The organism is Streptomyces sp. NPDC089919 (assembly GCF_040684615.1).
GTDB lineage: Bacteria > Actinomycetota > Actinomycetes > Streptomycetales > Streptomycetaceae > Streptomyces.
Window position 1 is genome coordinate 1 of sequence record NZ_JBFBGK010000048.1, and the last position, 21299, is coordinate 21299.

A 21299-nucleotide genomic window follows, 5' to 3' on the forward strand; every position below is an offset into this window, starting at 1 on the left:
CACGATGGTGCTCGCCCCCTCCCTGCGGCAGGCCGTCGTCCCCGCCGAACTGATGGGCCGGGTCGTCTCCACCTCCCGCAGGCAAGGACGGTCTTTCTCGTGAGGCGGACACCTTCTGCTCCTTCGTGGACGGCGATGTTCTGGGTGGACGGCGATGTCCGGCAGACCATAACCACCGCTCACGGCAGGGGCGTTGGGCTTTCGACCTGCACCGAAGCGGAGTGATTCAACTCCAGTTGTGTGGACTCATCTGTGGTTGCGATTTCGGTGTTAGCCTCCCCGGCCTCATCCACCCGTTACTGCCTGGGAGTTGAATTGAGCTGGTTCGAACGACGCGCCGCGGGCGGCTCGCCGGGGCCACGCAGACCACTGAACTGGGCCGTCCGGCCCGTCCTCGCCTCCGCACTGGCGATCGCCGGGCTCGCTCCGGCGGGCGCCGCGGCCGCGGCCCCCTCGGGCTGGGAGCTCCCGCGGCTCCCCCAGCCCTCGGCGATCGCCGTCAGTCCGGTCAAGAACGGCCACAGCCCCGCTCTGAGCAGGCCGGACCAGACGGCCCTCGCCCTGGCCAAGGAGGCCGCCTCGCACAAGCCGGCCTCGAGGGGTCTTCCGGCGGAACAGGACTCCGCGGAGCTGGCCCCCGGCCCGGGCCGGACCCCGCGGTCCTTCCCCGTCACCCTCGTCTCGCTCGCCGCCCGAGCGCCCCACGCACCGGCCGGACGGGCCGCCGACCGGCGCGTGCAGGTGACCCTCGCGGACCGGGGCGCCGCCCGGCGTTCCGGGGTCCAGGGGCTGCTCTTCAGCATGGCCGGCACCGCGAGCGCCCCGGGCCGTGCCACGGTCCGCGTCGACTACGCGGCCCTGCGCGCCTCCTACGGCCCCGACTGGGCCGCCCGGCTGCGCCTGGTCCAGCTGCCGGCCTGCGCCCTGACCACCCCGGCCGCACCGCGCTGCCGGGTCCGCACCCCGCTGCCCACGGTCAACGACATCAAGACGGGCACCCTGACCGCCACCGCCCCGGTACCCGCGGCGGCGGCCGGCTCCGCGCCGGCCCGCGCGCTCCTGGCCGCCGACGCCGCGACGGTCCTGGCCGCCGAGGCCGGCAGCTCCGGCGCCAACGGCGACTACAAGGCCACCTCCCTCCAGGCCTCCGGCTCCTGGAGCGCCGGCAGTTCCTCGGGCGGGTTCAACTGGACCTACCCGCTCGCCTTCCCCGCCGTCCCCGCCGGCGCCGCCCCGAAGCTGTCGCTCGGCTACTCCTCGCAGAGCGTGGACGGCCGTACCTCCGCCTCCAACAACCAGCCCGGCTGGGTCGGCGACGGCTGGTCCATGGAGCCCGGCTTCATCGAGCGCCGCTACCGCTCCTGCAACGACGACATGACCGGCGGCACCAACAAGGAGAAGTCCGGTGACCAGTGCTGGTTCACCGACAACGCCACCCTCAGCCTCGGCGGCCGCACCACCGAACTCGCCTACGAGCAGGGCAAGGGCTGGCACGCCCAGTCCGACAACGGCGACCGGATCGAGAAGCTGACCGGCGCCTCCAACGGCGACGACGACGGCGAGTACTGGAAGGTCACCGCGACCGACGGCACCCAGTACTTCTTCGGCCTCAACCACCTCCCCGGCTGGACCGCCGGCAAGCCCGCGACCCAGTCCGCCTGGACGGTCCCGGTCTACGGCAACCACTCCGGCGAGCCCTGCTACAAGGCCTCCTTCGCCGCCGGCTGGTGCCAGCAGGCCTGGCGCTGGCAGCTCGACCACGTGGTCGACCCGCACGGCAACGCGCAGGCCTACTACTGGAACGCCGAGACCAACAACTACGACCGCGGCGCCGTCGCCAGCGCCGACAAGGGCACCCCCACCCCGTACACCCGCGGCGGCTGGCTCGACCACGTCGACTACGGGCTGCGCAAGGACACGGTGTACTCCGCCCCGGCGATGGCCCAGGTGAAGTTCGACGTCGCCGACCGCTGCACGGCCGACTGCACCCTCTTCGACAAGGACCACTCCGACAACTGGCCCGACGTGCCCGTCGACCGCAACTGCGCCGACGGCGCCACGAAGTGCGAGGGCCAGTACAGCCCGACCTTCTGGTCGAAGAAGCGCCTGACCACCATCACCTCCAAGGTGCTCACCGGCGGCACGTACAAGGACGTGGACTCCTGGGCGCTGGAGCAGACCTTCCCGCCCACCGGCGACGGCACCGCCCGCCCGCTGTGGCTCTCCACCATCCAGCGCACCGGCCGCACCAACGGCAGCATCACCCTGCCCAAGGTGACCTTCCTGGGCCAGCAGCTCGCCAACCGGGTCGACAAGACCGGTGACGGCCTCGCGCCCTTCATCCGCTACCGCGTCTACCAGATCGACACCGACACCGGCGGCAGCATCGGCATCACCTACTCCGCCCCCGGCTGCACCGCCACCACCCTCCCGCCGGCCGACGCGACGAACACCACCACCTGCTACCCGGTCAAGTGGGCCTTCGAGGGCGAGACCGCCAAGCTGGACTGGTTCAACAAGTACCTGGTCACCGAGGTCGACGAGGGCGACAACCTCGCCGAGACCCCGGACGTGGTGACCCGCTACAGCTTCCTCGACGGCGCTGCCTGGGCCAAGAGCGACGACGAGTTCACCAAAGCGGACGACCGCACCTACAGCGAGTTCCGCGGCTACGGACGCGTCCAGGTCCGCAAGGGCGACGGCCTCGACCGCCGCAGCCTGGCCGAATCCCGCTACTTCCGAGGCATCGACGGCGCGGAGGTGGCCGACTCCACCGGGGCCACCGTCACCGACCGTCCCGAGTTCGCCGGCCAGGTCCGCGAGAGCGTCGAGTACGACGGCGACGGCGGCCCCTGGGTCAAGGCCAGCTCCAACGTGCCCTGGCGCTCCGGGGTCACCGCGACCCGGCAGCGTGACGGGCTGCCCGCCCTGGAGGCCCGGTTCGGCGGGGTCGAGAAGGAGACCACCCGGGTCAGGACGGCCACCGGGGAACGCAAGGCCTCGACCACCCGCACCTTCGACGACGTCGGCATGGAGGCAACGTCCACCGACTCCGGGGACGAGTCCAAGACCGGCGACGAGAAGTGCACCCGCACCGACTACGCCCGCAACACCGGCCTGAACCTGATGGACAAGGTCGCCCGGGTCGAGACGGTGGCGGTCGGCTGCGAGGCCGCCGTCAGCCGCCCGGCCGACGTCATCTCCGACACCCGCAACGTCTACGACGGCGGGGCCTTCGGTGACGCCCCCACCCAGGGCGACGTCACCCGCACCGAGGTGATCAACCCCGACGGCAACGGCTACTCGGCCAAGGGCAGCACCGCGTACGACCTGTACGGCCGCCAGACCGCCGTCACCGACCCCTACGGCAAGAGCACCCGCACCGCGTACACGCCTCCCACAGGCGAGGTCGCCACGAAGACGGTGGTGACCGACCCGCTCGACTTCGTCGCCACCACCACCTTCGACCCGCTGCGCGCCCTGCCGGTCGTCCAGGAGGACCTCAACAAGAAGGTCTCCACCACCCAGTACGACGCCCTGGGCCGGGTCACCAAGGTCTGGCTGCCGGGCCGCGCGGCCGCCACCTACCCGGACAGCCCGCACCTCTCGTACAGCTACCTGGTCCGCACCGACGGCCCCGTCGTCGTCACCTCCAGCACGCTGTCGGAGAACGGCGGCTACCTCACGAAGTACGAGTTCATGGACGGGCTGCTGCGCAGCCGGCAGATCCAGGAGCCGTCCCCGGGCGGCGGCCGGCTGGTCACCGAGTCCTTCTTCAACACGCTGGGCCAGAACTGGAAGAACTCCGGCAAGTTCTACGCCACCGGAGCCCCCTCCGACGTGCTGGTCACGGGAGCGGAGCTGAGCTACCCCGCCTCGACCGAGACCCAGTACGACGGCGCCGGCCGCACCACCGCCGTCATCTCCAAGAAGTTCGGTGACGAGCAGAGCCGCACCACCACCGTCGACGAGGGCGACCGGACCACCGTGATCCCGCCCAAGGGCGGCACCGCCCGGACCACCCTCACCGACAACCAGGGCCGCACCGTCGAGACCCGCGAGTACACGAACGCCGCGCGCACCGCCTACCAGTCCACCCGCTACGGCTACGACCGGCTGGGCCGCCTCGCCAAGGTGACCGACGCGGCGGGCCGGAACTGGACGTACGGCTACGACGTCCGCGGCCGCAAGACCTCCGTGACCGACCCGGACACCGGCACCACCACCCTCACGTACGACATCGGTGACCGCGAGACCGACACGAAGAACGCCCTGGGCACCGTCCACCACACCGACTACGACGCCCTGGGCCGCAAGGTCGCGGTCAAGGTCAACGGCGTCCTGACCACCGAGTACGTCTTCGACACCATCGCGAAGGGCAAGCAGACCGCGGCCAAGCACTACGTCAACGGGCAGGCCTACGTCTCCGAGGTGACCTGGTACAACAACCGCTACCAGGCCACCGCCTCCCAGCTCACCGTCCCGGCCACCGAGGGCGCGCTGGCCGGCGTCTACAAGTGGACGGCCGGCTTCAACGCCAACACGGGCAAGCCGGAGTACTCCGACGAGCCCGCGGTCGGCGGCCTGCCCAAGGAGCGGGTCGGGACCCGCTACGACGCCGACGGCCTGCCCTTCGCCACGACCGTGGGCGGCGCCATGCTCGCCGGCGCCACCACCTACGACCACTACGGGCGCGTGCTGCGCACCGAGCTGGGCGAGGTCGGCAAGAAGGTCTGGCAGAGCAACGAGTACGACCAGCACACCGGCAACCTCACCCGCACGGTCACCGACCGCGAGACCGCTCCCCAGCGGCTGGACGACACCCGGTACGGCTTCGACCCGGCCGGCAACATCACCAAGGTGACGACCGCCTCCGGCCAGGACGCCCAGCTGAGCACCGACACCCAGTGCTTCGGCACCGACGGGCTGCGCCGCATCACCGAGGCCTGGACCGCCACCGACGGCTGCGCCGCCGCCCCGTCCGGCACCACCGTCGGCGGTCCGGACGCGTACTGGACCTCGTACACCTACGACGCCATCGGCAACCGCAGGTCCGAGGTCCAGCACAAGGCCCCGGGCGGTCCGGCCACCGACGTCACCCGCAGCTACGGCACGCCGGTCACCGGCAGCCGGCTGCCGTCCGTCACCACCACCGGCGGCCCGGACGACGGCAAGACCGAGAACTACACCTACGACGACACCGGCAACACCGTCCGGCGGCAGCTGCCCGCGGGCGACCAGAAGCTCGACTGGGACAAGGAGGGCCACCTCGCCAAGGTCACCGAAGGCACGAAGACCACGTCCTACCTGTACGACAGCGAGGGCCAACGGCTGATCCGCAAGGACGCCTCGGGCACCACGCTGACCCTGCCCGGCGGCACCGAGCTGCTGCTCAAGCCGGACAACACCACGCTGGTCGGTACCCGCTACTACAGCCACAACGGATCCACGGTCGCGGTCCGCACCGGGGCGAAGCTGTCCTTCGTCCTGTCGGACCACCACGGCACCGGCACGATCCAGGTCGACTCCGCCACCCACGCCGTCACCAAGCGGCGCACCACGCCCTTCGGTGCGGCCCGGGGCCAGCAGCCCACCGGCTGGACCGGCGACCGGGGCTTCGTCGGCGGCACCCGGGACGCGTCCACCGGCCTGACCCACCTCGGCGCCCGCGAGTACGACCCGGCCACCGGCCGCTTCGTCTCCGCCGACCCGGTGATGGACCTCAGCGACACCCAGCAGATCAACGGCTACGCCTACGCCCACAACAACCCGCTGGCCTCCAGCGACCCGACGGGCCTGTACGACCCGGACCTGCGGGACTACTGCACGAAGAACAAGGACGCCTGCGACGGAGACAAGCCGAAGGACGACACCCCCGACCCGGACCCGGTCGAGGACTACGTGGACGAGGCCTTGGAGGAGGCCTTCGGAGATTACTCGCCCCTCGCCCAGCGAGTGTCGTTCTCCGTGGGGGCGGGCGAGGACCGCGGCATCATCATGGTCCGCTTCTACATCCACACGCCCGATGCCGCCCTCGGCATGCTGGTCGGCGACAACCGCGGGGTCTCGAAGAATCCCAACGCGCCGTACCGGATGACGCTTTTCTGGGACACCTCAACGGGGCAGTGCACCTTCACCGTCGCGGAGTCGCAGACGCCCCCGAGCGTGAAGTACCCGTGGCGGCAGGCGGGCCGGAATCCCGTTCCGGACTACGACCACCCCACCCAGGTCCCCGGCGAAACGATCCCGGCCCGTCCGATCGAGGTGGACGCACAGTCCAGCGACACGCTCCTGGGATACAACGTCGTCAATCTGCACACCAAACTGCCTTATTCGGACAACAGCGTGTCACCGGAGAAGTTGGACATCGGCATCCACGGCGTCAACAGCCGGCTGCGGCTCTTCGCCGTGGACAACCGTCTCACCGTCGAGGCCACGAAGACGGACGTCCGGATCAGGCGGGAGGGTGACGCCTATCCGGACATGGAAGTGTTCCAGTACCGCAGGGGGATGGAACCGCGTCTGATCGCCCAGGACTCCATGGCCAGCACGACCGGTCTGGACTCCGCCCCCGGTCTGGCCTGGCGAAGGGTCGACCGCACCTGGGTGAGCGGCAAATGCGTCAGCGGCTGCTGATCACCGGATGGTGAACCGCTTCCGCCCGCCCGCCGGTTCCAGCGGCGGGCGGGCGGAGGCGCCCGGTCGGGGGGCTACGCCTGCGGCTGCTGGAGTTCCGCCAGGAGTTCGTTGCGGCCGGCCAGCATCTCGGTGAGGATGCGGCGGGCGGCGCGCAGCAGGTCGGCCACGTCCCCGCCGGCCAGCGCGTAGGTGACCGTGGAGCCCTCGCGGGTGGAGACCACGATGCCCGAGCGGCGCAGCACGGCGAGCTGTTGGGAGAGGTTGGACGGCTCGACGTCGATCCGGGCCAGCAGGTCCCGGACCGGCATCGGTCCGTCCTGGAGGAGTTCCAGGACGCGGATGCGCACCGGGTGGCCGAGCATCCGGAAGAACTCGGCCTTCGCCTGGTACAGCGGCACCTGCATACCCACGGGACTCCTGCTGCTCCTCGGACCGTCGCCACGCCCGCACACCCTGCGCCGGCGCGGCCTCCGGTTTCCATCGTCGCGTCCGACCGGCCCGCCCACGCACGCAGTTGACCGGTTTCGGATGTGCCGAGTTGAAGATGTCTTCAACTCACGGGCATGGCTAGACCTCGAGGTCGGCCTCGATCCGGCGGAGCCGGTGCCGGGCCATGGCCAGGTTGGAGTTCTGCTTGTCCAGCACCAGGTAGAGGAACAGCCCGCTGCCGGTGCGGCTGCGCAGCAGCCTGATCAGGTGGTACTGGGTGCCCAGGGTGATCAGGATGTCCTCCAGGTCGTCCTGGAGCCCCAGCATCTCCATCGTGCGGACCTTGGCGCGGATCACGTCCGTGTTGCCGGCCGCGGCGACCGTCAGGTCGAGTTCCTTGCCGCCGCCGAGGGTGCCCAGGGCCATGCCGCTGGTGTAGTCCACGAGCGCCACCCCCAGCGCGCCCTCGATCGCGGTCATCGCTTCCTTGAGCGACACTTCCACATTGGCCATGGCCGTCCTCCCCACTGTGCGTGCCGTCGTCGGCACCGGATCTTCCGTGAGGGGACGCTACCGGCGGATCGGCGCGTGGTGGCCGGAACTCCGGAATCGGCCGGATCCGATCGCCGTACCGGGTGGGGACGACCCGTCAGACGCCGTCGCCGTCCTGGTCGTTCCCTGCGTGACCGTCGTACCCGTCGTCCTCGTCGTCGTCCTCGTCGCCGCCCCGTGCGTCGAAGTACCCCGCCTCCACCTGGAGCGCGAGGGTGCGCAGCACCTCGGCGGAGCTGACGTCGTCCTGGCCGCCGTCGTGCGCGGCCGCCAGGCTGCTGAAGGCCAGGCTGAAGCCGGCGACCATGGTCTGCAGCGCGGGTCCGAGCGCCGCCGCCAGCAGGTGGGCGACCTCCTGCGGGGCCGCGTCGGCCGGGACCCGGATCGAGGGGAGCATTTCGTTCAGCATCTCGGTGGCGACCGAGGAGTCCGGCGCGCCGGGCTCGTCGTCCTCGCCGGCCTCCGCCGCCCGGCGGATCTCCTGGGCCTCGGTGAGGATGCCGATGACGCGCTTGATGATCTCGGCCCGTTCCATTGCGCCAGGATACGGCGCCACCGGCGCCCGCGGGGGGCGAACGCCGGCGCTCCCCCGCCCTGCCCGGTTCAGTCCCAGAGCTCGTAGGTGATGGCCGCCGGCAGCGGGTCCGGGGAGGTGCCGGTGAAGACCATCCGCAGCCGGGTGAAGTGCTGGACGCCGGGGTGGCCGGGCCAGGGCTCGGGGCGGCTGAGCGTCACGGTGACCGGGTACGAGCGGAAGGTGCCGGCCGCGCAGTAGGGCCGGCAGTCGTTGGCCATGTCGGTGCCGCGGGCGACCGCCTCCTGGGGCCCCCAGCTGGTCCAGTGCAGTCCGGTCAGCCGGTTGTTGCCGTCGCCGCAGGCGAGGAGGAAGTCTCCGGGGCGCACCTGCGGTTTGGTGAAGCAGTCGACGATCACGGTCCGGCCCACGGGGGAGGTTCTGGGTGCAGCGGCCGCCGGCCCCAGGAACGGCAGGAGCGCGGTGGCGGTCAGGACCGCCACCAGTGCGGTCCGCCGGCGGGCCCGGCCGCGGGGGCGTCCGGTAGCTGCACGGTCCACGCGGTCCTCCTCGCTCGGCCCGGCGCGCCCTGGCATCCGTACCGGTCGGTACGGGTCCCGGCGTCCGGCGGGTACCTCTCCGGTACCGACGCTACGCCGATTCCGCCGGATCGCCTCCCCGACGGGCGGGGCGGGGCCCGATGACGCGGCTGACCGGCCTCCTCGTCCGGCCGGCGCCGGTCCCGTACCGGCCGAGGAGGCCGGTCCGCGCCTCCCGTCGCGCGTGTCTCAGAGCCAGCCGCGCAGGGCCGCCCGGGCGCCGGCCTGGAAGCGGGTGCTGGCGCCCAGTTCGCCGAGCAGGGCGTTGATGCGGCGGCGGGCGGTGTGCACGTGGACCCCGAGCTGGCGGGCGATGGCCTCGTCCTTGAGGCCCCCGGCCATCAGCCCGAGCAGCGCGCGGCCGCCCTCGGGCACGGTGCCCGCCGGTCCCTCCGGGCCGCCGAAGGGCAGCGCGCCCTGCCAGACCGCCTCGAACAGCCCGACCATCGCCGGGGCCAGCAGCCCCTCGGAGACCAGCAGCGCCGAACTGGTCGGGTCCGCGTCCCCGGTGGGCGGCAGCAGCGCGGTCCGCCCGTCCACGACCAGCAGCTTGGTCGGCACGGCGGCGGCCGCCCGGATCCGCACCCCCGCGGCCATCAGCGGGGCCAGCACCTCCCACCGGCCCGGCCGGTCCAGTGCCTCCTGGCCCACCACGATGCGGACCGACACCCCGCGGGCGAGCAGTCCGTCCAGGCCGTGCCCGGGCAGGTACTCCTCGGGCCGGTCGGGCATGGCGTACGGCGGGCGGTCCAGGAAGGCGACCTCGTGGCGGGCCTCCGCGAGCAGCCCGGCCACCCGGTGCACGATCCGGTCCCGCCCGCCGACGGTCTCCCACCCGGCTCCCTCGCCGCCGCCCGGGGCGTCGGGCCCGAGCCGCAGGGCCAGCTCATCCGCGGTCATCCGGATGCGTTCCAGCTCCTCGGCCCGCCGGTGCAGTTCGGCGGACCGGCGGTGCGCCAGGGCGCGGATCGCCGGGCCCGCCGGCAGTGGCCGGGGCAGTCCCCCCGGACCGCCCTCCCCCGGTGCGCCGGTGGCCGGCAGGTCGCCGGAGACGAATCCGTACTCCCTCAGGAGCGCCAGGTTCCGGTCGAACTCCTCGCGCGACATCGCCAGTTCGGCGCTCAGCCGGTCCGCGTCCGCCTCGCCGCGGCGCGCCAGGGCCCGGTACACCCGCTCCGCATCGGCCCCCGGACCGAGTTCCCCCAATGTGCTGTTCGTGGTCATGAGGGGATTCTCGGCATCCGCGCATTCTGCCCACAAGTGTGCTCCCACAGTTGTGACCAGCGCTTATTCCTTGATCCACATCGGTGCAACGCGTTGCATGGCAGCGATCCGACGACACGGAGGGGAACGCACCTGTGAGCAGGTCCACCACATCCGCTACGACGGCCCGGATATCCGGTGCCGCCGCGCTCCTCGGCGCGGCGGCCCTGTTGTCCGGCCTTCTGCCCGCCACCGCCACGGCCGCCCCGGCGGCGCCGGCCGTCGAGGTGGTGCCCGGCACGGGCACCGCCACCCCGGCCCTGGTCGAGGGGATCGCCGAGGCGGCCCCGGCCCGGGGGACGGCGGCCGAGGCCGCCCTCGGGCACCTCGCCGCCCATCGGGGGCGGTACGCCATCCCGGAGCCGCGGCGGGACCTGACGGCCGCCGCGACCGTGCGGGAGGGCGCCGAGGAGACGGTACGGCTGCGCCAACGGCACCGCGGGGTGCCGGTGCTGGGCGGCGAGTACCTGGTGCGGATGGCGGACCGGGACGGCCGCCGGGTCGTGACCGGCACCTCCGGCCGGTACTTCACCGGTCTGACCGTGGACACCCGGCCGGCCGTGACCGCCGCCCTGGCCGGTGAGCGGGCGGTGGCCGCCGTGCGCGAGCAGCTGGCCCGGCAGAAGCTGGCCCCGGCGCGCACCGGCGCCGACCGGGCCCGGGCCCGGGGGCCGCTGACGGCCCGGCTGTCGGCCACCGCGCGCGGGCTGGTCGTCCTGCCGCAGGGGAAGGGGGTACTGACCCGCCACGTCACGGTCACCGGCAGCGACCCGGCCACCGGCGATCCGGTGCGCCAGGAGGTCTACCTCGACGCCCGCTCCGGCTTCCCGGTGCTGACGTACTCGGCCGTCCAGCGGATCGAGGCCGCACCGGTCACCGTCGGCTCCGGCACCCGGCTCGGTGGCGCGCGGACCGCCCTCAACGTGCACCGCGAGAAGACCGGTTACTCCCTGACGGACTACGGCCGCACCTGGTCGACCAGCAAGAGCCCGCTCACCACCTACGACGCGAGCGGCAAGCGCGTGGACGAGGTCGCGGGCACCTGGCCGAGCGGCATCGCGCCGGTGGCCTCCGCCACGAAGGAGTTCGGGAAGGCCGCGACCGACTCCGGTGCGGTGGACGCGCACTGGGCGGCCGGCCAGGTCTACGACTACTACCGCAGCAAGTTCGGGCGCGACAGCCTCGACGGCGCCGGCGGTCCGATCAACTCGCTGGTGGGCGTGCGCGACCAGTACGGCCTGCCGTACGTCAACGCCTTCTGGGACGGCACCAAGATGGTGTACGGCACCGGTGACGACGAGTTCCGGCCGCTCTCCGCGGACCTGGACGTGGTGGGCCACGAGATGACGCACGGCGTGGTCGAGCACACCGCGGGCCTGGTCTACGTCGGCCAGTCCGGGGCGCTCAACGAGGCGGTGGCCGACTACTTCGGCAACGCCATCGACGTCACCGTCTCCGGCACCCCGATGAGCGACCCGGACGCGGGCCTGCTCGGCGAGGACCTGTGCCGCACCCGCGGGCCGCGCGAGTGCGCCCTGCGCGACCTCAACGACGGGCGCACCACCGCGAAGGACTTCCTCGGGGCGACGTACGGCACCGACGACGGCGGCGTGCACCTGAACTCGACCATCTTCTCCGGAGCCCTGTGGGACGTCCGCGAGGACCTGGGCGCCCGGCTCGCGGACCGGATCGTCTACCGGGCGCTGACCCGGTACCTCACCCCGCTCGACGGGTTCACCCAGGGGCGGGCGGCGGTGCTCGCCGCGGCCCGGGACCTGAAGGTGAGCGCGGCGGGGCGGCGCGCGGTGGTCCGGGCCTTCGACGCCCACGGCATCGTGCCGGGCTGGGAGAAGGCCCTGGGCGTGGACACCGACCGCCTGCTGGGCGACGTGAACACCACCGGCACCAACCCGGGGGCGGGCGGCGGCTGGTGGGCGTCCTCCTCCTCGGACGAGTCGGGCCAGGAGGCGTACTCGGTCTCCGCGGGCCGCACCGACGGGACCGGCGGCGTCAAGCGGATCAGCCCCAACGACGGCCGGGCGCACGTGTATCCGGACACCGACGGCAAGACCGTGGCGTGGGCCGCGTACGGACCGGACGGCGTCTCGGTGCTGTCCCGTCCGCTGGCCGGCGGTCCGGTGCGGACGGTGTGGTCGGAGCCGGCGGCGATCGGCAACGTCCGGGTCTCCGGCGGGGTGATCGCCTTCCAGGAGGTGTCGCCCAACGGACAGCAGCGGGTCGGGTACCTGCGGCCGGGTGACCGGGAGCCGGTGTACGTCGACGGCGGCAGCCACGCGGTCGCCACCGCGCTGCCCACGCTCAGCGGCTCCAAGCTGGCCTACGCCAAGCTGTACACCGATGCCGAGGGGTACCAGCAGATCAGCGTGGAGATCGCGGACGTGCGGACCGGGCGCAAGGTGCTGGTGGCGCCGAAGGGCGGCTTCAACGGGCTGGCCTCGCCGGTGGTCACGGGCCGGCACGTCTACTGGCTGGTGGACGACATCCCGGACGACAACCGGATGCTGCTGCGCCGGGCCGACCTGGACGGCACCGGCCGGACGGACCTGATCGGCGAGCAGGACCCGGCGGCGCACTTCTGGAACCTGGACGCCACCGACACGGCGGTCAGCCTCCAGTACTGGAAGCCGGACACCGGCCCGCAGTCGGGGCCGCGGTGGGCCAACGACAAGCTCCCGAAGGTCGTCCAGACCGACGCGGACGGCCGGGGCCTGCAGCGGATCTCCTGCAACCGCGGCGAGCAGCTGGGCCTGGCGGCCGACACCGGCCGGCGGACCGTCTGGCTGGACGGCACCACGGGCCACACCGATCTGGTGACCCGGGCCCGGCCGGCGGGCCGCTGCTGACCGGAACCGCGTCATGAGGAGGGCCAGGGCCGAACGGCCCTGGCCCCCTTGTGCGTTCGGGCCGGTCAGCCCCAGGGGTCGAAGGGGATCCCGGCGGGCTTGGCGGAGTTGAGGAGGGCCGGGAAGCGGCTGTCCGTGATCTTGATGGTGGCGGCGCCGAAGTCCGCGGCCATCAGCCGGTCCCGCAGCCAGGTCGAGGGCCAGCCGTTCCAGCCGACCAGGGGCGGGTAGCGCCAGGTGTGGTAGTGGTTCTCCGGCGGTTCGTCGTTGCCGTTGGCCAGCCGGAAGAAGTGGGTGCCCGCACCGTCCTTGTGGTAGACGGCCTTGGGGTGCGTGCCGTCGAAGCGGACCTGCGAGCGCGGGTAGGTCTTGACGGTGCTGTGCTGAGTGGTGGAGACGTACTGCACCTGGTTCGAGGCCACCTCCACCCAGGACACCACGTGCTCGAAGTCGTGCCGGTGGCCGCCCAGTCCGCTGCCCGCGACGGCCTGGTCCTTCTCGAAATAGCTGGCGTACACGATCGCGCACCAGCCGTTGTTGCACTTCGCGCGGGCGTAGGTCTGAGAGTTGTCGAGGTCGGAGCGGTCCCGGCAGCTGCCGTTGACCGCTCCGCTGGTGTTGAGGCCGGGGGCGAGCGTCCCGTCGGGGCCTATCGCGGGAGTGGCATAGCAGCCGTCGCCGTCGTAGTCGTAGGCCGGGGAGAAGCTCTGTTCCCAACCGTCGGCGTTCTGCGGGAGGTTGTGCGGCGGGTCGGCGTGCGCGGTGGCGGCCGGGACCAGCACGGCCAGGGCCGCGGCGGCCAGCACCGACGTGAGGCGCAGGCCGCGGCGGGCACGGGTACCGGCGCGCGGGCCCGGGGGGTCGCTCGGGGACGGATCGAGCACGGTCACCTGCTCTCGGGATACGGGTGGGGCAGCCGGGACGTGCCCCGCCCGGCGCCCCGGCACACCCCGCGGGGCGGACGTGACCGAGAACGACCGGCGCGGCCCCAGGTGATCGAATCCTCAACTGTCCAAGTTTGCAGTGACTTTGACGATTCGTCGATTCGGTGAGCTTGACGCCTTCATGTCATGATTCGGCTGCCGTTACTCCCGAGTAGGGATCGTCGCGGCAGCCACCCCCTCATCGCTCGACGCCGGAGGACACCCCCGTGCGCAATCCCACCAGGCGCGTCCTGGTACCCGCCCTGACCGCGCTCGCCCTGGCGGCCAGCGGCTGTTCGGCCGGCGGGACCGACGCCACGGCACGGCCCGCCACCACGACCACCATCGCCGTCGCCGACGCCCCGGCCGCGGCCGCCCCGGCGGCGGCCGACCGGCCCCGGCGGCTCGAGGTGGCCGCCGCCCCGCAGGCCACCCCCTCGGCCGTGGCGCGGCCCGCCGCCGACGGCGCGTCCGCCCGGCGCTCCACGCTCACGGTGGCCTCCTACGACAAGCGGACCCGGCACGCCGTCATAGCCACCGGCCACCGCTCCCCCGCCCCGGCCCCCGGCCCCTCCGCCGGGACCGGTCACGAGGCACCCCTGCGCGTGGGCGACGTCATCGCCAGCCCGCCCGCGCCCGGTGCCCCCCAGGGCCTGCTCGCCGAGGTCACCGGGATCGTCCGGAGCAGCGGCGACCGGGCCGAGGTCACCACCCGGCCCGCGCCGCTCAGCGCCGTCCTCGCCGACGACACCGCCGAGGGCAAGGTGGCCGTGGACCCCTCGGCCCTGGCCGTCGAACCCCTGACGGCGGGGGTCTCGTTCTCCTGGAGCAAGCCGGGCGGCGTCCACGTCGGACCGCACGGCGCCACGGTGGACGCCGGCCGGCTCCGGGTCGACGTCGGCACCTCGATCGCCACGGCCGAGGACGCCCCGCTCTCCGCCGCGGCCTCGCTCGACGGCTTCGTCGAGCTGTCCCCCGAGGTGGAGTTCGCCTACGAGGGGACGTCCCCGACCGGGGCCGGCAAGGCCCTGCCCGGCACCGCCTTCCTCGGCATGAGCGGCGACTGGTCGGCCCAGTGGGCGCTCAAGGGCCGGGCCGCGGCCAAGGGCACCCAGCGGATCCCCTTCGCCAGGCTGCACGCCGATCCGGTGATCCAGATCGGACCGGTACCGGTGGTCGTCAACCTGGACCTGACCCTCTACCTCCAGGTCGGCGCCGACGGCCGCATCACCCTGGACGTACGCCAGGACGTCCAGGGCGACTTCCGGGTCGGAGGACGCTACGCACGCGGCACGGGCTGGACCCCGGTCTCCGACTCGAAGGTGACCAGCACCCCCGTGAAGGCCACCGTCACCGCAGCCGGCCGGGCCTCGACGGCCCTCGGCGCCGAGGCCTCCGTCGGCCTGTACGGCATGGTCGGGCTGACCGCGGACTTCGCCCCGTACCTGCGCGCCGAGGCCGAGGCCCGCGCCGACGCGGACACCGGCGGCGGCGCCTCGGTGACCGGCTCCTGGGCCCTGCACGGCGGCTTCGACCTCGCCGGCACCCTCCGGTTGCAGCTCTCCGTCTTCGGCACCCCGCTCTTCACCAAGCGGATCCCGCTGGGCTCGCTGCACCGCGAATGGCCCCTGGCCGAGGGCCACGGCAGACTGACCGCCTGACACGCGAAAGGGGGCCGCGGACAGAAGTCCGCGGCCCCCTTCGCGTGCCGTCAGGCAGCGGGTACCGGTTCGGAGTGTTCGGCCGGCACCGGGGCCTCCACCGGCTCGGCCTCCCAGCGCCGGGTGGTGCGTACGTAGCCATGGATCACGGACGCCATCAAGAGGACCAGCAGCGGCCCGTACGCCCAGGGGTGCGCGGCCAGTTCCGTGGCGAGGAACCGGTACGAGGTCAGCAGCAGCGCGAAGACCGTCGCGCCGTAGCCGACCAGCAGGACGCCCGCCCGGTCCCAGCCCCGGTCCAGGGCGCGCAGCGCGGTCTCGACGGTGAGGGTGAAGACCACCCCGGCCAGCAGGTCCGCGCCGTAGTGGTAGCCGAAGCCCAGGGTCGCGGACAGCGTCGCCACCAGCCAGAACGTCCCCGCCCACCGCAGCGCCCGGGGCGCCCGGCGGGAGTGGATGAAGATCGCCGTGGCCCAGGCGGTGTGCAGGCTGGGCATGCAGTTGCGCGGGGTCAGGTCGTCGTAGGGCATGGCGTGCGGCGGCAGCAGCGGGCTGGCCACGTCCGGCCACAGGTCGGCCACCGCCCAGTGCAGGCCCCCGGTGCCGCTGGCGCCGGGCCCGTACGCGAAGACCGGTCCGACCACCGGGAAGAGCATGTAGATGCCGGGTCCCAGGAGACCGATCACCAGGAAGGTGCGCACCAGGTGGTGGCGCGGGAAGCGGCGCCGGGCGGCCACGTGCCGCAGCTGGTAGAGCGAGAAGACCACCGCGGCGATCGCCAGCTGGTTGTAGACCGAGTCCAGGAGGTGCGTGCCGACCGGCCCGCTCGCCCGGACCAGCCGCCCCATCACCCAGGACGGGTTGCCCAGGGCGTGGTCGGCGGTGGCCACGTACTGGTCGAGCACGGTGGGGCGGGTCTTGGAGGTGATCAGCAGCCAGGTCTCGCCGGTCTTGCGGCCGGCCACCAGAAGCAGGCCCAGGCCGACGCCCTTGAGGAGCAGGCTGCGCTCCCGGCCGGTGCGGCGGGTGAGCGCGATGACCGCGCAGCCCAGCATCACCCACAGCGCGCCGTTGCCGAAGTAGCGCCCCTCGGTGACCTGCACGCCGGCCGCCCAGCGGCCGAGGACGAAGACCAGGTCGATGCCGACCGCGGCGCCCAGGGCGATGAACCGCTGCCGCCAGGTGAGCACCACCATCATCAGCGCCATACCGGCGTAGAGCGGGCCCGGCTTGGGAGGGAGGACCACCTCTCTCGCCTGGACGGTCAGCGGACCGGGCTGGCCGGTGAGTCGGCGGGCAGCGATCTCCATGACGACGAGGAAGCCGAGCGTCGCCAGGGCGACGGCGGCCCACAGGTACGTCCGTGGTTCACGTCGCGCGGCGGCTGCGAGGGTGCGGCTCAGCCGGGAGCCGCCGTCCCGTGATGCGGTGGGTATCAATTGTTCGACCGATGTGTCCGTGGGTGTTCACTCTGGTGTGCCTCTCGGCACGCTATCAGCGGCGTACCGGCAGGTCGGCAGGCGGGCGGCGGCCTGCTCCCGGACCGACCGCGGGTCATGTCGCGGTTTCCGTCCCGGGCTCGGCCCGGCGTCTGCCCTCGGCTTCTACCCCGGGCTGCTGCTCGGACTCCTCGTCGGGCTCCGCCACTGGTCGAGCGGGAGTCCACGGCCGCGGGTGACGCTGGCCGCCGGGCCCCGCGCGGGGCGCCGGACGGAGAGGCGGCGGCAGATGGTCGGGGACGGCACGGGCACGCGGTTCGCGGCGAAGGCGGAACCGGTGCGGCTGAGCGAGGAGTACCTGGCCCGGCGGCACACCGGCGAACAGCGCCCCGCCGAGGACGGCCGCACCCTCGTCGGCGGCGCCACCCTCACCGCCTGGTGGACCCACCTGTCCCTCCCGGCCGGAGCCCTCACCGCCCTGCTCGAACACGGCGAAGTCCTCCTGTCCGCCGACCACGCCGCCCGCGTCCTGGCCTGGCTGCCCCAGGGCCCCGAGACCGCCCCCGACCTCGGCTTCATCCACGACCACGCCCTCCGCGGACTCTCCATCCACCCCACGGAGCCCACCCTCCGCCTCACCACCTCCCCAGCCCGCCCCGACCACCCCTACCACCCGGTGGTGACCCTCACGGCGGCCCCGCTCACCGCGCGCTGACCTCCGGCACGGCCTCGCCCGGGGCGAGTTCCGCGATGATTTCGGTGCCGAGGGCGTAGGCGGGGACGCCGGTGGTGATGAGGGCGGTTTCGGCGACGCCTATGAGGTCGGGGAGGGTGGCGCCGGCGTGGAGGGCGCCGCGGGCGTGGATGCGGGCCGGTTCCGGGCGGCCGAGGGCCAGCAGCTGGCCGAAGTGGACGAGTTGCTGGACCCGGGCGCCGAGGGGGTTCGCGGTGAGCACGATGTGGCGCAGGGCCGCCAGCGCCTCCTCGGTCGGCAGCCGGTCGTACCGCTCGGCCAGGCGGAGGCGTTCCTGCACGCCCGCGGGCACGGTGCCGAGGGTGGCGCGGTAGCGCTCGCGCACGTCCTCGGTCACGACGCGCTCCGGGCGATCGCGGCGCGCACCGCCTCCTGGGCGCCCGGCGGGAAGTCCACGGCCCCGCCGATCGCCGCGGCCGCGATCTCGGCCTCGGCGCTCTCCTCGACCGCCACCACCAGGTGCGCGGTGGCCGCCGCGTCCGGGCCGAAGACCAGCAGGCCGTGGTTGGCCAGCAGGACGGCGGCCGTGGTGGGCCGCTGCTCCAGCACTGCGGCGATGCCGCGTACCGACACGTCCGAGCCGCGCGGCCCCCACGGGACCACCGGTACCTCCTCGGCCTGGCCGAAGCGCAGCATCGGCTCGGTACGGCAGGGCAGCGGCCGGTGGGCCACGGCGAAGGCGGTCGCGGCGGGCGAGTGGGTGTGGATGACCGCACCCACGCCGGGGCGGGCCCGGTAGACGGCGCTGTGCATGGCGATGATCTCGGCGCTGACCGACTGCAGCGCGCCGGCCAGGACCCGGCCGTCGAAGCCGACGGTCGCCAGGTCCCCGGGGCGCAGGCCGCGGACGAAGCCGGGCGTCAGCAGCATCCGCTCGCCGTCCAGCCGGGCGCTCAGGTTGGCGTGCCCCGAGTGGGACATCACGCCGGCGGCGAAGAGCTGCGCCGCGGCCGCGACCAGCTGCCCGGCCCGGTCCTCGGGTGCGTGTGCGTCATGCATGGCGGTACCTCCAAGTGGGTTGTGGCGGCGGTTCGTTCACCGCCGCCCCGATGACCACCACTGTGGAACTTGAAGTAAGGTTCAAGTCAAATGCCGCGCACAGGGGAGGGCACGACGGTGCGCATCACGATCGGCCGGCTCGCCGAGATCACCGGCGTGCCCGCCTCGGCCATCCGCTTCTGGGAGCGGCACGGCCTGCTGCCCGTACCCGAGCGGCGCAGCGGCCAGCGCCGCTATCCCCCGGAGGCCGCGGACCGCATCACGGTCCTGCGCACCTGCCAGCAGGCCGGCCTGACTCTGAACGAGATCCGCGAGCTCCAGGAGGAGCGGCCCCGGCGCGCGGCCATGATCCGCGCCAAGATCGCCGAGATCGAGGAGCGCCGCACGGCCCTCACCCGCGCCCAGGAACTGATGGCCCACGCTCTCAAGTGCAGCGAACCGGACATCGTGAACTGCCCCAAGTTCCGCGAGGAGATGACCGGTTGGCGGCCGGCGTCCGACTGACGGACACCGCGCCCGCGCCGTTCAGCACGAGACCTGCACGGTGATGTGCGGGGCCAGCGCCCGGAGGAAGTCCACCGCCTCGAAGACCGCGCCGGCGGCGGTGACGCCGACGGCCCGGGTACGGCCGGACAGGACCCGGTCGAGGGCCTCCACGACCAGGGGCGCGGTGACGGCGTAGATGTCCCGGCCCCGGGCGGTCGCCCGACGCTCGGTCCCGCCCGAGCGGACCACGGCGTCCACGACGAAGGTCTGTTCGGAGCGCCCGCGGTCGTCGGCGGCGGCCGGCGCCGGCGTGTCCGGCGTGGCGATGTCCCGGACCGCCTCGGTGGTCATGTACGTCGTCACGTCGGGGACGGACAGGTGCGTCGGCACGGTCACCACGTCGGCCATCGTGAACTCACCGATCACCGGCCGGACTCCCAGCGGCTCCGGGAAGGACCAGTCGAGCGTGGGCGGGGCGTCCGTGCGGTACTCCCACTGCCCGCCGGTGTACCGCATGCGGACGTCGCCGCGCCGCTCCCGCGAGACCGCGCCGGAGCGGCGGGTACCGGCGGTGGGGTGCCAGTCGCTCAGGCCGTAGGCGATGTGGACGGAGTCGGCCCGGGTCCAGTCGCCCATCGCCGCGGTGGCCAGCAGGTCGCCGAGACCGCCGAAGAAGGCCATGGCCGGCACGATCACGGCCTTCGCCTCCCGGGCCCGGTCGGCGAAGTGCGCGAAGGTGTCCAGGTTGGCCTCCAGTTCGGCGGCCACGTCCAGGTACGGGATCCCGGCGCGCAGGGCCGCCTCGATGACGGGTGCGGTCGTCGAGGCGAAGGGCCCGGCGCAGTTGATCACGGCCGCGCAGCCGGCCAGTGCCCGGTCGAGCAGGTCCGGTTCGTCCACCGAGGCGGCCCTGTCCTCCAGGCCCGTCTCCGCCGCCAGGCCGGCCAGCTTGCCGGCGTCGCGGCCGGACAGGACCGGCTGGTACCCGCGCTCGACCAGCTCCGCGACGACGAACCGCCCGGTGTGTCCGTACGCACCGAACACCGCGATCTGCTGTCCCGATCCCATGACCCGCTCCCCTGCACTCGCATGTCGCGCGGCGTCCCCGGTGGGCCGCCGCGCTCCGTCCCGCTCATCCTCACCGGCGGAGGGGACCCCGCACGAGTGTCCGGAACGACATGACCCGTACAGTTTCCGACATGCACTCCGTCGCGCTGGCCGTCACCGACGGCATGCTCCACCTGGAGCTCTCCCTGGCCGTCGAGGTCTTCGGCTCGGACCTGACGCACGTCGTGGACCCCTGGTACCGGTTCGCGGTCTGCGGACCGCGCGCCGTCCGGGTCGACCGCTTCCTCCTGGAGCCGGACCACGGCCTCGACCACCTGGCGCGGGCCGACACGGTCATCGTGCCGGGCTGGGCGGACACCGACCGGGAGCCGCCGGCCGAGCTGGTCGAGGCGGTACGGGCGGCCCACCGGGCGGGGGCCCGCATCGTCTCGCTCTGCACGGGGGCGTTCGTCCTCGCCGCCGCCGGCGTGCTGGACGGCAAGCGGGCCACCACCCACTGGGCGCACACCGCCGCGCTGGCCCGGCGCTTCCCGCAGGTCACGGTCGATCCGGACGTCCTCTACGTCGACAACGGCGACGTGCTGACCTCGGCCGGCAAAGCCGCAGCCATGGACCTGTGCCTGCACCTGGTACGCCTCGACCACGGCTCGGCCAACGCCAACAGGATCGCCCGCCGCCTGGTGGTCCCCCCGCACCGGGACGGCGGGCAGGCGCAGTTCATCGCCACTCCCGTGCCCGCCCCGGGCAACCACCCGCTCGGCGAGCTGCTGCCCTGGGTGCTCGGGCGGCTGGACGAACCGCTCACCGTGGAGGACCTGGCCCGCCGGGCCGGCATGAGCTCCCGTCACCTGGCCCGGCACTTCCGGCAGGTCACCGGCACCACGCCGCTGGCGTGGCTGCACACACAGCGGATCCGCCACGCGCAGGAGCTGCTGGAGGCCACCGACGACACCGTCGACGCCATCGCCGCCGCCACCGGCATGGGCACCGCCACCACCCTGCGCCGCCACTTCCACCGCACCGTGGGCGTCCCCCCGGACACCTACCGCCGCACCTTCCGCTCCCCCACCCCCTGACGGCCCCCGCAACCGCCCGGCGCAGGGCCCCGG

The 21299-nt window shown here is 73.3% G+C and carries 16 protein-coding genes; 6 read left to right on the top strand and 10 right to left on the bottom strand.

Annotation, left to right across the window (positions count from 1 at the left end):
- Window positions 1-315 precede the first annotated feature (315 nt).
- Entirely contained in the window at window positions 316-6636 is a 6321-nt protein-coding gene (locus AB0O40_RS20125; RefSeq protein ID WP_365043130.1) for an RHS repeat-associated core domain-containing protein, read from the top strand.
- Window positions 6637-6710: 74 nt separating this feature from the next.
- Here the strand turns inward: AB0O40_RS20125 and AB0O40_RS20130 are convergent, their stop codons facing one another.
- The 5 genes from AB0O40_RS20130 to AB0O40_RS20150 form a co-directional block, all read right to left on the bottom strand.
- Complete coding sequence (locus AB0O40_RS20130) at window positions 6711-7043, bottom strand: metalloregulator ArsR/SmtB family transcription factor (RefSeq protein WP_365043133.1); 333 nt, start codon at window positions 7041-7043, stop codon at window positions 6711-6713.
- A gap of 163 nt (window positions 7044-7206) precedes the next feature.
- On the bottom strand, window positions 7207-7581 hold the full coding sequence (locus AB0O40_RS20135; protein ID WP_365043136.1) for a hypothetical protein: 375 nt from the start codon (window positions 7579-7581) through the stop codon (window positions 7207-7209).
- Window positions 7582-7717: 136 nt separating this feature from the next.
- Window positions 7718-8155, bottom strand: coding sequence for a hypothetical protein (locus AB0O40_RS20140; protein ID WP_365043139.1), 438 nt, complete (start codon window positions 8153-8155; stop codon window positions 7718-7720).
- 68 nt (window positions 8156-8223) lie between these two features.
- A complete protein-coding gene (locus tag AB0O40_RS20145) occupies window positions 8224-8694 on the bottom strand; it encodes a hypothetical protein (protein ID WP_365043142.1) in 471 nt (156 codons plus the stop codon).
- Window positions 8695-8922: 228 nt separating this feature from the next.
- Complete coding sequence (locus tag AB0O40_RS20150) at window positions 8923-9957, bottom strand: hypothetical protein (RefSeq protein ID WP_365043144.1); 1035 nt, start codon at window positions 9955-9957, stop codon at window positions 8923-8925.
- 134 nt (window positions 9958-10091) lie between these two features.
- Here AB0O40_RS20150 and AB0O40_RS20155 point away from each other — a divergent pair, with 134 nt between their 5' ends.
- Entirely contained in the window at window positions 10092-12860 is a 2769-nt protein-coding gene (locus tag AB0O40_RS20155) for a M4 family metallopeptidase (protein ID WP_365043147.1), read from the top strand.
- 65 nt (window positions 12861-12925) lie between these two features.
- Here the strand turns inward: AB0O40_RS20155 and AB0O40_RS20160 are convergent, their stop codons facing one another.
- The gene (locus tag AB0O40_RS20160) at window positions 12926-13681 is read right to left on the bottom strand and encodes an NPP1 family protein (RefSeq protein WP_365043265.1); all 756 of its coding nucleotides are present in this window, start codon (window positions 13679-13681) and stop codon (window positions 12926-12928) included.
- A 329-nt stretch (window positions 13682-14010) separates the two neighbouring features.
- On the opposite strand from AB0O40_RS20160, the gene AB0O40_RS20165 reads away from it, so the two are divergent.
- Window positions 14011-15444 (top strand): hypothetical protein, encoded by a 1434-nt coding sequence (locus tag AB0O40_RS20165; protein WP_365043150.1) that lies wholly within the window; start codon window positions 14011-14013, stop codon window positions 15442-15444.
- Window positions 15445-15494: 50 nt separating this feature from the next.
- Here AB0O40_RS20165 and AB0O40_RS20170 read toward each other — a convergent pair whose 3' ends face one another.
- Complete coding sequence (locus AB0O40_RS20170; protein WP_365043267.1) at window positions 15495-16799, bottom strand: phosphatase PAP2 family protein; 1305 nt, start codon at window positions 16797-16799, stop codon at window positions 15495-15497.
- Between the two features lie 373 nt (window positions 16800-17172).
- Between AB0O40_RS20170 and AB0O40_RS20175 the strand changes: the two genes are divergently transcribed.
- The gene (locus tag AB0O40_RS20175) at window positions 17173-17598 is read left to right on the top strand and encodes a hypothetical protein (RefSeq protein ID WP_365043153.1); all 426 of its coding nucleotides are present in this window, start codon (window positions 17173-17175) and stop codon (window positions 17596-17598) included.
- Here the strand turns inward: AB0O40_RS20175 and AB0O40_RS20180 are convergent.
- Both AB0O40_RS20180 and AB0O40_RS20185 read right to left on the bottom strand, forming a co-directional pair.
- Entirely contained in the window at window positions 17585-17974 is a 390-nt protein-coding gene (locus AB0O40_RS20180; protein WP_365043156.1) for a carboxymuconolactone decarboxylase family protein, read from the bottom strand. The genes AB0O40_RS20175 and AB0O40_RS20180 overlap by 14 nt on opposite strands.
- Entirely contained in the window at window positions 17971-18636 is a 666-nt protein-coding gene (locus AB0O40_RS20185) for a class II aldolase/adducin family protein (RefSeq protein WP_365043159.1), read from the bottom strand. The genes AB0O40_RS20180 and AB0O40_RS20185 overlap by 4 nt, the downstream gene beginning before the upstream one ends.
- A 90-nt stretch (window positions 18637-18726) precedes the next feature.
- On the opposite strand from AB0O40_RS20185, the gene AB0O40_RS20190 reads away from it, so the two are divergent.
- Window positions 18727-19140, top strand: a complete 414-nt coding sequence (locus AB0O40_RS20190; RefSeq protein WP_365043162.1) for a MerR family transcriptional regulator — start codon at window positions 18727-18729, stop codon at window positions 19138-19140.
- Between the two features lie 21 nt (window positions 19141-19161).
- Here the strand turns inward: AB0O40_RS20190 and AB0O40_RS20195 are convergent, their stop codons facing one another.
- Window positions 19162-20190: a saccharopine dehydrogenase NADP-binding domain-containing protein gene (locus AB0O40_RS20195; RefSeq protein WP_365043165.1), complete on the bottom strand. Its 1029-nt coding sequence runs from the start codon at window positions 20188-20190 to the stop codon at window positions 19162-19164.
- Between the two features lie 131 nt (window positions 20191-20321).
- Between AB0O40_RS20195 and AB0O40_RS20200 the strand changes: the two genes are divergently transcribed.
- Window positions 20322-21266, top strand: a complete 945-nt coding sequence (locus tag AB0O40_RS20200) for a helix-turn-helix domain-containing protein (protein WP_365043168.1) — start codon at window positions 20322-20324, stop codon at window positions 21264-21266.
- Window positions 21267-21299: the final 33 nt, after the last annotated feature.

Excerpts from the sequence above, each read along its gene's own strand:
- AB0O40_RS20190 (WP_365043162.1), top strand. The coding sequence starts at position 18,727 with ATGCCGCGCACAGGGGAGGGCACGACGGTGCGCATCACGATCGGCCGG.
- AB0O40_RS20175 (WP_365043153.1), top strand. The coding sequence starts at position 17,173 with ATGGTCGGGGACGGCACGGGCACGCGGTTCGCGGCGAAGGCGGAACCG.
- AB0O40_RS20135 (WP_365043136.1), bottom strand. The coding sequence starts at position 7,581 with ATGGCCAATGTGGAAGTGTCGCTCAAGGAAGCGATGACCGCGATCGAG.
- AB0O40_RS20150 (WP_365043144.1), bottom strand. The coding sequence starts at position 9,957 with ATGACCACGAACAGCACATTGGGGGAACTCGGTCCGGGGGCCGATGCG.
- AB0O40_RS20140 (WP_365043139.1), bottom strand. The coding sequence starts at position 8,155 with ATGGAACGGGCCGAGATCATCAAGCGCGTCATCGGCATCCTCACCGAG.
- AB0O40_RS20130 (WP_365043133.1), bottom strand. The coding sequence starts at position 7,043 with ATGCAGGTGCCGCTGTACCAGGCGAAGGCCGAGTTCTTCCGGATGCTC.
- AB0O40_RS20195 (WP_365043165.1), bottom strand. The coding sequence starts at position 20,190 with ATGGGATCGGGACAGCAGATCGCGGTGTTCGGTGCGTACGGACACACC.
- AB0O40_RS20185 (WP_365043159.1), bottom strand. The coding sequence starts at position 18,636 with ATGCATGACGCACACGCACCCGAGGACCGGGCCGGGCAGCTGGTCGCG.
- AB0O40_RS20200 (WP_365043168.1), top strand. The coding sequence starts at position 20,322 with ATGCACTCCGTCGCGCTGGCCGTCACCGACGGCATGCTCCACCTGGAG.